The organism is Pseudomonas sp. Pf153, assembly GCF_001269775.1.
Classification (GTDB): domain Bacteria; phylum Pseudomonadota; class Gammaproteobacteria; order Pseudomonadales; family Pseudomonadaceae; genus Aquipseudomonas; species Aquipseudomonas uvaldensis.
The window spans coordinates 436,745-449,360 of sequence record NZ_LHVL01000006.1; the positions used below are offsets into that span (position 1 = coordinate 436,745).

Genomic DNA, 12,616 nt, shown 5'->3' on the forward strand with positions numbered 1-12,616 from the left:
TATGTACAGCCTCCAAGACCTGCTCCACCTGATGAGCCGCCTGCGCGATCCGCATTACGGCTGCCCGTGGGACATCAAGCAAACCTACGCAACCATCGTCCCCCATACCCTGGAAGAAGCCTATGAAGTAGCCGATGCCATCGAGCGCGGCGACTTCGATCACTTGCAGGGTGAGTTGGGCGATTTGTTGTTCCAGGTGGTGTATTACAGCCAACTGGCCCGGGAGGAAAACCGCTTCGAATTCGCCGGTGTGGTCGACAGCATCACCCGCAAGCTTATCCGTCGTCATCCCCATGTGTTTCCCACCGGGGACCTTTACGCTCCCCTGGACATGCCGCGCCTGAGCGAAGAACAGGTCAAGCAGCGCTGGGAAGAAATCAAGGCCGAGGAACGGGCCGAGAAGGCTTCGGCCCCCGAGCAGTTGTCATTGCTCGATGATGTGCCAGCGGCCCTGCCGGCGCTGTCCCGTTCGGCGAAATTGCAAAAGCGTGCGGGCCAGGTCGGTTTTGACTGGCCGGGCCCGTTGCCGGTCTTCGATAAGGTTCGTGAGGAGCTGGACGAAGTGCTCGAAGCCATGTCGGAAAACGATCAGGCTGCGGTGGCCGGGGAAATCGGTGATCTGCTGTTTTCGGTCGTCAATCTGGCCCGGCACCTCAAGGTCGACCCGGAAACCGCCCTGCGCGGCGCCAATGGGAAGTTCGAGCGACGCTTCCGATTTATCGAACAGGCATTGCGCGACACCCACCGTCCCATGGAAGATTGCACCCTCGAAGAGTTGGACGCCTTGTGGGGCGAAGCCAAACGTCAGGAAAAGAATTTGCCCAGCTGCGGCTGAGGCCGTTGCCTAAGTGAGTAAGCATCATGAGCCTTTCCCTTCGCGACCAGTTGCTCAAAGCAGGGCTGGTCAACCAAAAGCAGGTCAAGCAGGTCGGCAAAGAGAAGCAGAAACAACAGCGTCTGGCCCATAAAGGCCAGATCGAACTGGACGACTCCCAGCAACGCGCCGCCCAGGAAGCCATGGCCGAGAAGCTCAAGCGCGACCAGGAGCTCAACCGCCAGCAGCAGGAAAAGGCCGAGCAGAAGGCGCGTGCAGCCCAGATCAAGCAGCTGATCGAGGTTTCGCGCCTGCCGAAACTGACCACCGACGATTACTACAACTTCGTCGACGACAAGAAGGTCAAGCGTATTTCGGTCAATACCCTGATGCGCAACAAGCTGAGCAGCGGTTCGCTGGCGATTGTCCACCATGCCGGTGGTTACGAAGTGATCCCGCGCGAGGCCGCGCTGAAGATCCAGGAGCGCGATCCCAAGCGCATCGTCCAGCTCAACACCCAGACCGAAGAAGTGGATGCCGACGATCCGTATGCGGCGTATCAGATTCCTGATGATCTGATGTGGTAAACAGGACGGTAAGGTAAACGCGAAACCTGTGGGAGCGGGCTTGCTCGCGAAGACGGTGTGTCAGTCGACTGAATGTTGGCTGGTCATCCGCCTTCGCGAGCAAGCCCGCTCCCACAAGTGTTTCCATCTTCAGGATTCTACCGCTTCACCCGAGCGCTGTCTTTCCTGCCGCTCCAGCTCGGCCTTATAGCGGTTCGCATCCGTCTCGGAATGGAACATACCCACCAACAGGTCCTGCTGAATCACATCCCAGATCCGGATCCCGGCGGCAATGGCTTCGTGGGACATGTGGGCATCATCGCGTTCATTTACTTTCACAGTCATCTTGCAAACTCCAATCTTTGTCATCTGCAGCAAGGCGTGTGCAGGGCTTTGTTATAGGTTTGCGTAGCCTGCTAAGTAAATGCTTCGGTCGGTTAAGAAGTTTTCATGGAAAGCGCAGCGGTGCTACAGGCCCGACGGTGCGCGGCATTCGGTCGCAGGAATGGCTCATGAAAAAGGTTTCATGTTGCACGGTATTCCTTAAAGCACGCAGACCTCTTGTGGGAGCGGGCTTGCTCGCGAATGCGGTGCGTCAGGCAGTCAGGTAGTGATTGACACACCGCCTTCGCGAGCAAGCCCGCTCCCACAGGGGCAGGTGTTGTGCATGAAATGACGGGCAAAAAGAAGCCCCGCATTGGCGGGGCTTCCTGGTGTTACGTGTTGATCAGCTGCCTTTCACGGTCTTGCCGTTGACCGTGCCGTCCTGGAGCATGATGTTGTACTCCTTGCCGTCGGTTTCGACCTGCTGCAGGCGCACCAGCAGGTAGTCCCAATCCTTGGCGAACCAGAGCACGGTGATGCGTTTGCTTTGGGTCGGATCGCGTACACGCTCGACTTTGATCGCGTCGATCTGGCCTGCCTTGGTTTCGACCTTCTCGGCGCCCAATACACGGAAATCGTAGGTGTCGACTTCGCCATCATCGACCACCTGGTAACTCATGCTCTTCTTGCCAGCGGCCACATCGTGCTGGAGGGCCAACTGGTAAGTGGATTTATCCACCATGCCACGGTTCAGCGGCAGCTTCACCGCGTCGCCGCGATCGGTGCCGGTGACCATCTTCGTGCTCCAGTCGAAGTCCAGGTCGGCCTTCTTGGCCTTGCCCAGGCCGCTGCGCTCGAAGTGGTAGGACTGTGGCAGCAGGGTGTCCTTGTCCAGGGTCAAGGTGCTTTCTTCCGTCAGGCCGGCAATCATCATCGATGCCTTGAAGCTCAGCTTCCAGGTGCCGTTGGCCTCCTTGGTCAGGCTTCGTTCGGCGGTGCCGCTCATGGGCAACTGCTTCCAGTCGGCGGTGTAGCTGGCGGAGAAGGGTTGAAGCTCCGCAGCCTGTGCCAGAGGCAGGGCAAGCAGGGCGCAGGCGAAGAGCAGGGCGCGACGCATAAAATCTCCTAGTATCGAATCAAATGGCCGCTGGCGGCGAGTAACTGGCCGTCCAGCGAGGCACCACGATCGTCGAGGGTCAGCCTTCCTTCGGCAAACCAACGCACGGCCATCGGGTAGATCTGGTGTTCCCGGGCGTGGACCCGTTGTGCCAGGCTTTGCGGCGTGTCGTGCAACTCTACCGGTATTACTGCCTGTACGACCAGTGGTCCGCCATCGAGTTCCTCGGTGACGAAGTGCACCGAGCAGCCATGCTCCGTGTCTCCGGCCTCCAGTACGCGCTGGTGAGTGTGTAACCCTTTGTATTTGGGCAGCAGCGAAGGGTGGATATTGAACAGGCGCCCCTGGTAGTGACGCACGAAGCCGGCACTGAGGATGCGCATGAAGCCGGCAAGGACTACCAGGTGGGGGCTGAAGGCGTCGATCTGTTCGATCAGCGCGGCGTCGAAGGCTTCGCGCCCCTCGTATGCCTTGTGATCCAGAACGCGGGTGTCGATACCCGCATCCCTGGCACGTTGCAGGCCGTAGGCATCGGCGCGGTTGGAGATCACCGCGCGGATACGGACCGGGCTGTCTCCGGTCCGCGTGCTGTCGATCAGGGCCTGCAAGTTACTGCCGGTGCCGGACAACAGCACCACGACGTCACAGGTTGCAGACATCCGTTCTTGCATCAGTGAGCCTTAAGGTTTTTCAGCTCGACCTGGGCAGCGCCTTCGGCCGCAGCAGCGATCTGGCCGATGACCCAAGGTTGTTCGCCGGCTTCACGCAACACGTTCAAGGCGGTCTCGACGTGCTCCTGGGCCACGCAGATGACCATGCCCACGCCGCAGTTCAGTACGCGGTGCATTTCGGTTTCATTGACGTTGCCCTTCTCCTGCAGCCAGTCGAATACCGCCGGACGGGTCCAGCTCGCCACGTCGACTACCGCCTGGGCGCCTTTTGGCAGCACGCGTGGAATGTTGTCCAGCAGGCCGCCGCCGGTGATGTGAGCCATGGCCTTGACGGCGCCCGTTTCCTTGATCAGCTTGAGCAGCGGCTTGACGTAGATGCGGGTCGGGGCCATCAGCAGGTCGGTCAACGGCTTGCCGTCGAGCTGGGTGTTTTCGATGTCGGCGCCGGACACTTCGATGATCTTGCGGATCAGCGAGTAGCCGTTGGAGTGAGGACCGGAGGAGGGCAGTGCCAGCAGGGCATCGCCAGTGGCGACTTTCGAACCGTCGATGATCTCGGCTTTTTCCACGACGCCGACACAGAAACCGGCCAGGTCGTAGTCTTCGCCTTCGTACATGCCTGGCATCTCGGCGGTTTCACCACCGACCAGGGAGCAGCCGGACAGCTCGCAGCCGGCGCCGATGCCGGTCACGACCTGGGCGGCAGTGTCGACGTTCAGTTTGCCGGTGGCGTAGTAATCGAGGAAGAACAGTGGCTCGGCGCCGCAGACGACCAGGTCGTTCACGCACATGGCCACCAGGTCGATACCGATGCTGTCGTGCTTGTTCAGGTTCAGGGCCAGGCGCAGCTTGGTGCCCACGCCGTCGGTGCCCGAGACCAGCACGGGTTGTTTGTAGCCGGCCGGGATCTCGCAGAGGGCGCCGAAACCGCCCAGGCCGCCCATGACTTCAGGGCGCGCAGTGCGCTTGGCGACGCTCTTGATGCGTTCGACCAATGCTTCACCGGCGTCGATGTCTACACCGGCGTCCTTGTAGCTCAGGGAGGGTTGCTTGCTCATGATCCAGGCCTTTAAAGGGGGGATTTCTGGGTAACGACCGGTCGCCGGGGCCGTGAACAACCGTTGTGCGGATGATTCCGGGTGCCCAGCCGTTGCCGGTCTGCGAAGGCGCGCGATTTTATCAGGCTTGTCGGGCAGCGGCCATCCTCGCGCCGACGGGCAGGGCCATATCCATGGAAAAAACCGAGATTTCTTCTATTGGTGCTGCGCGGCGCGGCTGTATAAGGTGTAGTCGTAACCGGCTATTGTGACGACCGTGCAAAACTTCCATCGGTGCGTGAGTGTTTTGCCGCAAGCGGTGGTCACATCCATGCTCGTTTTCTTCACTCGGCCTGTTCCAGCCATCCATGCTCGGGAATCCTCCATGCGTCTGTTCAAATTCTTGTCTGTGGGCTGCCTGTCGTTGATCAGCCTGGCGAGCCATGCCGAAACCCTCAATGGCCTTTATCAAGTGTATGAGCCTGTCAGCAGCCAGTCGCCCGACGAGCGTAATCAGGCGACGCTACGCGCCCTGGACACGCTGGTGCTACGCCTGACCGGCGACGCCAAGGCCGTGCAGAATCCTGGCTTGGAGGCGATCCGCAAGGATCCGCAGCAGATCATTCTTCAATATGGCTATGACGCCGGCCCTCCCGAGAGCCTCAAGGTGGATTTCGATCCGGCGAGTACCGATCGCGCCTTGCGTTCGGCGGGGCTGTCGCTGTGGGGCGCGAATCGTCCTTCGATCCTTGGCTGGTGGCTGAACGATTCGACGGAAGGGTCAAGCCTGGTGGGTGATGGCCAGGCCAGCGCCACACCGCTGCGCCGCGCCGCCCAGCATCGCGGCTTGCCGTTGCAGCTGCCGTTGGCGGACTTGAGCGAGCAGATCGTCGCCACTGCCCCGAATCTGGAAGGCACCGATCCGGCACCGTTGCGCGATGTGTCGGAGCGTTATGGCGCCGATGCCTTGCTGGCGGTCCATGCCAAGGAGGAGGGCGGCCAATGGCGCGGGACATGGCGGCTGTGGCTGGGAGATCAGCGCGAACAGGGCAGCGTCCAGGGCGCCGATGCAGCTGCGTTGGCCGACGCGGTGATGCTGGCGGTGAGTCAGCGTCTGGCTCCGCGTTTCGTCGCCAAGCCAGGAGTGGCCACTGAACAGTTGCTGGAAGTGCAGGGCATGAATTTCGAGCGTTATGCTGCGCTCGGGCGTTTGCTCGAGCCGTTCGGCGGGCAGTTGCAGCGTGTGGAAGGGGACCGGATCGTCTATCGGGTCAACGGCAGCGCAGAGCAACTGAAGGCGCAACTGGCCCTGGCGAAACTCCAGGAAATTCCGGCTGGAGAGGCTGTCGCGCCGGTACCCGCGCCGCAACCGGCCGCGGACGGTTCGGTTCCAGTCGCAGCGCCGGCCCCCGCGCCGACGGCCAACCTGCGGTTTCGCTGGTAAATTTCTTTCTTCTATATAGCCAGGAGTGGTTCATGGGCGATACGCGGCGTTGGTTCTGGTTGGGTGGGGTCGCCCTGCTGTTCGCGTTTATCTATTTGTTGCATCCGATCCTGACGCCGTTCCTGGTCGCGCTGCTGTTGGCTTACCTGTTCGATCCAGTGGTGGATCGCCTGGAAAAACTCGGCTTGTCTCGAACCTGGGGTGTGGTGGCGGTGTTTGCCTTGTTCACCCTGATCATTGGCGCACTGTTGCTGGTATTGATCCCCATGCTGGCCAAGCAACTGCTGCGCCTGTACGAGCTGGCGCCGCAGATGCTCGACTGGCTGCAGCACACGGCGGTGCCATGGGTGCAGTCCAAGCTGGGCCTGGCCGACGGCTTCTGGAAATTCGACAGGGTCAAGGCTGCCATCAGTGAGCACATGGGCCAGACCACCGACATCGTCGGCGTGGTGCTGAGCCAGGCCACCGCTTCCAGCCTGGCGCTGATCGGCTGGCTGGCGAATCTTGTGTTGATCCCCGTGGTGAGCTTTTATCTGCTGCGTGACTGGGACCTGATGATGGCCAAGATCCGCATTCTGCTGCCACGTCATCGTGAGGAGCGGATCATGACCCTCACTGGCGAGTGTCACGAGGTACTGGGTGCGTTCGTGCGCGGGCAGTTGCTGGTGATGGTGGCGCTGGGTTTCATCTACGCGGCGGGGCTGATGTTGGTGGGGCTGGAGTTGGGCCTGTTGATCGGCATGATCGCGGGGCTGGCGGCCATCGTGCCGTATATGGGGTTCGTGATCGGTATTGGCGCGGCGTTGATTGCCGGGTTGTTCCAGTTCGGCGGGGATCTCTATCCCATGATCGGCATTGTGGCGGTATTCATGGTCGGCCAGGCCCTCGAGGGCATGGTGTTGACTCCGTTGCTGGTGGGGGATCGCATTGGCCTGCATCCCGTGGCGGTGATCTTCGCGATTTTGGCGGGTGGCGAGTTGTTCGGTTTTACCGGGATTTTGCTGGCGCTGCCGGTGGCGGCCGTCATCATGGTGCTGGTGCGCCATGCGCGTGACCTGTACAAGGATTCGGACCTCTACAGTGGTGTCGAAGAGCCCGATCTGTAGGGCAGGATGAGCGACGAGAGCGGTCGCCCCGGTGTCAGCGAAACCGTCACCGCGCCTCGTTGCCGTTGCAAACCTTTGATTTTGCTCGCAGACCGGCGCATTGTGCGGCCCGCTTCACGAGTATAAACTTTGCGAACTTTACACAGAGGCCACTAACGGTTCCCAGGAACTGTCCAGCCAGCATGAAACCGATTCAGCTGCCCCTAGGTGTGCGTCTGCGTGATGACGCCACCTTCGTCAACTACTACCCAGGCGCCAATGCCGCTGCACTCGGCTATGTCGAGCGGCTATGCGAAGCCGACGCCGGCTGGACCGAGAGTCTGATTTACCTCTGGGGCAAGGATGGGGTAGGGCGTACGCATCTGTTGCAGGCGGCTTGCCTGAGGTTCGAGCAGTTGGGTGAGCCAGCGGTGTACTTGCCATTGGCCGAGTTGCTGGATCGTGGTGTCGAGATCCTCGACAACCTGGAGCAATACGAGCTGGTCTGCCTGGACGATCTCCAGGCAGTGGCCGGCAAGGCCGACTGGGAAGAAGCGCTGTTCCATCTGTTCAATCGGTTGCGCGATAGCGGTCGGCGCTTGCTGATTGCCGCATCGACGTCGCCACGGGAGCTACCCGTGAAGCTGGCGGACCTCAAGTCCCGTCTCACCCTGGCGTTGATCTTCCAGATGCGGCCGCTTTCCGACGAAGACAAACTCCGCGCCTTGCAACTGCGTGCCTCCCGGCGCGGACTGCACCTGACCGATGAGGTCGGACACTTTATCCTCACTCGTGGCACTCGCAGCATGAGTGCATTGTTCGAATTGCTCGAACGTCTCGACCAGGCCTCTCTTCAGGCCCAGCGCAAGCTGACCATTCCATTTTTGAAAGAAACCCTGGGCTGGTAGAACCTGTCCGACTAGTGGCTCTTGGCCTGCTTTGCGCAGGGCGAAATCCGCGGCGCTGCTGGGTTGCAGGCCACGCGTCATTCAAAATGGGCTTAAGCGCTTAGATGTGGCGGCAAAACCTGGAAGTCACATTTTTATCGATTGAATTTGCAAATGATGTCGATAGAGGGCATAGTCTCGCCATCTTTACAACTACAGCCACGGTCGTGCCCATGCTAAATCGCTTCGCACCCCTCGTGCCTCTCGCACTCGTTACCCTGTTGTTCGGTTGCGCTGCCCACTCTCCAGTGACCCAGCAAGTACAGCAACCCCAGGTCAAGAATTCCGTTACCGCCCAGTCTTCCTCCGTTGCGTTCCAGGAAGAAGTGGCTTCCGACAAAGAGCTGGCGGCCTTCGCCAGCAACAAGCCTTATCAGCTTCCCGTGCTGGCCGACAGCATCCTGGAGCGCGGCATGTCTCTGATCGGTACGCGCTACCGTTTTGGCGGCACCTCCGAGGCTGGCTTCGATTGCAGCGGTTTCATCGGTTATCTGTTCCGCGAGGAAGCCGGCATGAACCTGCCGCGCTCCACGCGTGAAATGATCAACGTCGACGCCCCACTGGTAGCCCGCAATCAACTGGAGCCGGGTGACCTGCTGTTCTTCAGCACCAACGGGCGTCGTGGACGTGTCAGCCATGCTGGCATTTACCTGGGCGACAACCAGTTCATCCATTCCAGCAGTCGTCGCAGCGGTGGCGTGCGTATCGACAGCCTCGGCGACAGCTACTGGAGCAAGACCTTCATCGAAGCCAAGCGCGCCCTTGCCATGGCTCCGACGGTGGTCACTGCTCGCAAGTAAGCGCACAGTTTATAAGGCAAACTTAAAGTCTTGCTTGAAGTTTGCCTCATAGCCGCTAGAATCCTTGATCATTGATTGATGGCAATCCGCCTGCGTACTACGCGGGCGGACTTGTTTTCATGCCTTCGGTGGAAAACGCCGAATCCCGATCAGGATTGTTTCGCCTATGTCGACGCCGGCCCGCTTCGCTCTCCTGCTCCTCGTCACGCTGCTGGGCGCGTGTTCAAGTCGTGCTCCAGCCCCTGCACCCGTACGGGCCCCGGTCGTATTTGCTCCTTCGCAGCCCATATCCCCGGCCGCCGAAGATGTGCTCTTCAGAGCGCTGGGCCTGGTGGGTACACCTTATCGCTGGGGCGGCAACACGCCCGACTCGGGATTCGATTGCAGTGGCTTGATCGGTTACGTCTACCGCGACGCAGCCGGTATTTCCCTGCCGCGCTCGACCCGTGAAATGATCGGCATGCGAGCCCCGGACGTCGGCAAGGACGCATTGCAGAGCGGGGACCTGATTTTCTTCGCCACCAACGGCGGCTCCCAGGTGAGCCACGCCGGCATTTATGTCGGAGAAGGCCGTTTCGTCCATGCGCCGGCTACCGGTGGTACGGTCAAACTCGACAGTTTGTCCAAGGCCTATTGGCAAAAAGCCTACCTCAGTGCCAAGCGCGTTCTGCAGCCGGAACACCTGGCGCGTAATCCCTGATGCATGGGTTGTGGCGAGGGAGTGACTCCCCCGCGCCACAGGGGACTATTTTCCCGACACCCGCCAAACCTTGTTCCCCACGTCATCGGCTACCAGCAACCCACCTTGCTTATCGATCACCACGCCCACCGGGCGGCCCTGGGCTTTTTCGTCAGCGTTCAGGAAGCCGGTCAGCACATCGACTGGTTGACCCGTCGGCTTGCCACCGTTGAACGGCACGAAAATCACTTTATAGCCACTGTGGGGCTTACGGTTCCATGAGCCGTGTTGTCCGACGAATGCTCCTTCGGTAAACGGTGCGGGCAGTCTGCTGCCTTCGGCGAAGGTCAGGCCCAGCGACGCGGTGTGTGGGCCGACGGCATAGTCCGGGGCGATGGCTTTGGCCACCATTTCCGGGTTTTGAGGTTCTACCCGTGCGTCGACGTGTTGCCCGTAGTAGCTGTATGGCCAGCCGTAGAAGGCACCGTCCTTGACCGAGGTGATGTAATCCGGCACCAGGTCGCTGCCGATCTCATCCCGTTCGTTTACCGCCGTCCATAACGCTCCGCTGCGCGGTTCCCAAGCCAGGCCGTTGGGGTTGCGCAGGCCCGAGGCGAAGATGCGGTGACTACCGCTGGCGCGGTCCACCTCCCAAATGGCCGCGCGCCCCTCTTCGGCCTCCATACCGTTCTCCGCGACGTTGCTGTTCGAGCCGGTGGTGACGTACAGCTTGCTGCCGTCGCGGCTGGCGATGACGTTTTTGGTCCAGTGATGGTTGAGCGTGCCGCCCGGCAAGTCGACGACCTTGGTGGGTTGCGCCTTGATTTGCGTATCGCCTTCCTTATAGGGGAAACGGATCAGCCGATCGGTGTCGGCTACATACAAGTCGCTGCCTACCAGCGTCATGCCGAACGGCGAATTGAGATTTTCCAGGAACACCGTGCGGGTTTCGGCGACGCCATCGTGATTGGCATCACGCAGTAACGTGATGCGATTGGGGCTCGGCACGCCCGCGCCCGCGCGGCCCATGACCTTCTTCATCACCCAGCCACGAATGCCCTTGGCGTCGTCCGGCTTGGGTGGGGCATTGGTTTCCGCCACCAGCACGTCACCGTTGGGCAGCACATAGAGCCAGCGTGGATGGTCCAGCCCTTCGGCGAATGCCGCCACTTGCAGGCCCTGGGCCGGCGTTGGCTTGGCGCCTTCCGGCCAGCCGACGGCTTCGGCGATGTTCACGGTGGGGATCAGGGTCTTGTTCGGTTCGGGCAGTTTTGGCGATGGGCCGGTGCCATCGGAGACTTGCAGCGTGGAAGACTCGCCACAAGCGACAAGCCCTGCGGCGAGGGCGATGGTCAGGAGATGAGGTGGCTTGAGCATGCTGGCTTCCCTATGAATGCATGTGGTTATTCATAGAGAAGCGTAGACCGGGGATGGTTCAACCTGTGGTTATGCCAGGACCTTATGGCATCAGCCGTGGGCCTGTTTGAACAGCACGGCGATGCCCGGGTGGTAGTGGCCGGCTTCGTTGCGCAACTTGCGATAGGCATAGGGGAAGTACCAGGCCACGGCGCAGGTGTTTTCCTTCTGCAGTTCATCGACCATGTCCTGCAACTCTTCGGGCGTGGTGCTTTGCTGGGCTTTCTGCGGCGCCACGAACAAACAACCCAGCTTCAGGTCGCTGGCATAGCTGATGCGTTTGGCATCGCTGGCGGCCTCGCTCAGGGGCTGGGTCAGGTTGAGGCTCTTGACCTTCGGCCAACGCTGGGTGGCCTGGATGAAGGCGCGCTCATCGGTGCTGGCGATGAACAAGTCGGCGCTGACGTTGCGCTCGCCTTCTTCATTCTGCTTGCGGGTCGGGGTGTGCTGAAGCGTGACCATCTCGGCCATCCAGGCGGCCGCCGAGAGCAATCCCAAATTGGCTTTTTCATCGAACCAGTAAGGGGTGTCGTTATCGCCACGCACGGCGTTATACCGGTCGATGCAGTCGAACCAGCGCTCCAGGACCGGGCGCAGGAATTCCAGTTTCGGATTGCTGATGATCATGCCTTGCATGCTTTTGCCCTCTTGTTATTGATATCGGGTCGTGATGCCCATTTGATATCACTTGCTGTAGCGTGGCACAAGATTGGCGTCACTTTATTGATTCGGGCCAATAAGTGGCGTTGAGCCTGCGGCAGCTTTAATTGACGCTCCAACCCCAACCCTCTAACCTTCGCGGCTTGTTTCAGGTGCTTTGTGGCCGCAAGCCGACAAAGTGAAACAGGGAAGCCGGTGAGCCAATGCGAACCCGGCGCTGCCCCCGCAACGGTAAATGAGTCAACGCTGCGCCTAGGCCACTGTGTCCGCGGACATGGGAAGGCGCGCAGCTCGGCATCGCGCCGCTCATGAGCCCGGAGACCGGCCTGATACATCCAACGGCATCACGGTGGGCGATGCCAGGCTTGTTGCCGTCTGTTTTCGTGCCCGCCCGCCGTTATCCTGTCCCCAACGGAGGCTTCCCCCATGACCGGTTCCCCCACCACCGATGCGTCCGAGCGCGACGAGCGCCATCTGGCGCGCATGCTGCGCAAGAAAGCCGTGATCGATGAGCGTATCGCCAACTCACCGAACGAGTGCGGCCTGCTGCTGGTGCTGACCGGCAACGGCAAGGGCAAGAGCAGTTCGGCCTTCGGCATGTTGGCCAGGGCCATGGGGCACGGTATGCAGTGTGGGGTGGTGCAGTTCATCAAGGGCCGCAACAGCACCGGTGAGGAACTGTTCTTCCGTCGCTTCCCGGAACAGGTGCGTTTTCATGTCATGGGCGAGGGCTTCACCTGGGAAACCCAGGACCGCCAACGCGACATCGCCGCTGCCGAGGCGGCCTGGGCGGTGTCGCGCCAATTGCTGAGCGACCCTTCCGTTGGGCTGGTGGTGCTCGATGAACTGAACATCGCCCTCAAGCACGGTTACCTGGATCTGGATCAGGTGCTGGGCGACTTACAGGCCCGTCCGCCCATGCAACACGTGGTGGTGACCGGTCGTGGCGCCAAGCCGCAGATGATCGAACTGGCGGACACCGTGACTGAGATGGGCATGATCAAACATGCCTTCCAGGCCGGCATCAAGGCGCAGAAAGGCGTCGAACTGTGATCA

The 12,616-nt window shown here is 60.7% G+C and carries 14 protein-coding genes and 1 riboswitch; of the genes, 8 read left to right on the forward strand and 6 right to left on the reverse strand.

Annotated elements, in window-relative coordinates; all coding sequences use genetic code 11:
* The first annotated feature begins 1 nt into the window (after position 1).
* Entirely contained in the window at positions 2-835 is an 834-nt protein-coding gene (gene mazG / locus AD666_RS02835; RefSeq protein ID WP_053147332.1) for a nucleoside triphosphate pyrophosphohydrolase, read from the forward strand.
* Between the two features lie 26 nt (positions 836-861).
* Positions 862-1,401, forward strand: a complete 540-nt coding sequence (locus AD666_RS02840; RefSeq protein WP_053147334.1) for a DUF2058 domain-containing protein — start codon at positions 862-864, stop codon at positions 1,399-1,401.
* Positions 1,402-1,530: 129 nt separating this feature from the next.
* On the opposite strand, the gene AD666_RS02845 is transcribed toward AD666_RS02840, so the two are convergent.
* The 4 genes from AD666_RS02845 to purM form a co-directional block, all read right to left on the reverse strand.
* Entirely contained in the window at positions 1,531-1,725 is a 195-nt protein-coding gene (locus AD666_RS02845) for a hypothetical protein (protein ID WP_053147337.1), read from the reverse strand.
* A gap of 382 nt (positions 1,726-2,107) precedes the next feature.
* Positions 2,108-2,821 (reverse strand): DUF3108 domain-containing protein, encoded by a 714-nt coding sequence (locus tag AD666_RS02850; RefSeq protein WP_053147339.1) that lies wholly within the window; start codon positions 2,819-2,821, stop codon positions 2,108-2,110.
* Between the two features lie 8 nt (positions 2,822-2,829).
* Complete coding sequence (gene purN, locus AD666_RS02855; RefSeq protein WP_053147453.1) at positions 2,830-3,480, reverse strand: phosphoribosylglycinamide formyltransferase; 651 nt, start codon at positions 3,478-3,480, stop codon at positions 2,830-2,832.
* 11 nt (positions 3,481-3,491) lie between these two features.
* On the reverse strand, positions 3,492-4,550 hold the full coding sequence (gene purM, locus AD666_RS02860; RefSeq protein ID WP_053147341.1) for a phosphoribosylformylglycinamidine cyclo-ligase: 1,059 nt from the start codon (positions 4,548-4,550) through the stop codon (positions 3,492-3,494).
* 364 nt (positions 4,551-4,914) lie between these two features.
* Between purM and AD666_RS02865 the strand changes: the two genes are divergently transcribed.
* From AD666_RS02865 to AD666_RS02885, 5 genes are all read left to right on the forward strand, one after another.
* A complete protein-coding gene (locus AD666_RS02865) occupies positions 4,915-5,973 on the forward strand; it encodes a DUF2066 domain-containing protein (RefSeq protein ID WP_053147343.1) in 1,059 nt (352 codons plus the stop codon).
* A gap of 32 nt (positions 5,974-6,005) precedes the next feature.
* Positions 6,006-7,079, forward strand: a complete 1,074-nt coding sequence (locus AD666_RS02870) for an AI-2E family transporter (protein WP_053147346.1) — start codon at positions 6,006-6,008, stop codon at positions 7,077-7,079.
* Positions 7,080-7,261: 182 nt separating this feature from the next.
* Positions 7,262-7,966, forward strand: a complete 705-nt coding sequence (hda, locus tag AD666_RS02875) for a DnaA regulatory inactivator Hda (RefSeq protein WP_053147348.1) — start codon at positions 7,262-7,264, stop codon at positions 7,964-7,966.
* 212 nt (positions 7,967-8,178) lie between these two features.
* Entirely contained in the window at positions 8,179-8,805 is a 627-nt protein-coding gene (locus AD666_RS02880) for a C40 family peptidase (protein ID WP_053147350.1), read from the forward strand.
* Between the two features lie 166 nt (positions 8,806-8,971).
* Positions 8,972-9,505: a C40 family peptidase gene (locus AD666_RS02885; RefSeq protein ID WP_053147352.1), complete on the forward strand. Its 534-nt coding sequence runs from the start codon at positions 8,972-8,974 to the stop codon at positions 9,503-9,505.
* A gap of 45 nt (positions 9,506-9,550) precedes the next feature.
* On the opposite strand, the gene AD666_RS02890 is transcribed toward AD666_RS02885, so the two are convergent.
* Entirely contained in the window at positions 9,551-10,861 is a 1,311-nt protein-coding gene (locus AD666_RS02890; RefSeq protein WP_053147355.1) for a sorbosone dehydrogenase family protein, read from the reverse strand.
* A 90-nt stretch (positions 10,862-10,951) separates the two neighbouring features.
* Positions 10,952-11,536 (reverse strand): hypothetical protein, encoded by a 585-nt coding sequence (locus AD666_RS02895; RefSeq protein ID WP_053147357.1) that lies wholly within the window; start codon positions 11,534-11,536, stop codon positions 10,952-10,954.
* A 157-nt stretch (positions 11,537-11,693) separates the two neighbouring features.
* Positions 11,694-11,905, forward strand: a riboswitch (cobalamin riboswitch).
* An 81-nt stretch (positions 11,906-11,986) separates the two neighbouring features.
* Here AD666_RS02895 and cobO point away from each other — a divergent pair.
* Entirely contained in the window at positions 11,987-12,613 is a 627-nt protein-coding gene (gene cobO / locus AD666_RS02900) for a cob(I)yrinic acid a,c-diamide adenosyltransferase (protein ID WP_053147359.1), read from the forward strand.
* Positions 12,614-12,616: the final 3 nt, after the last annotated feature.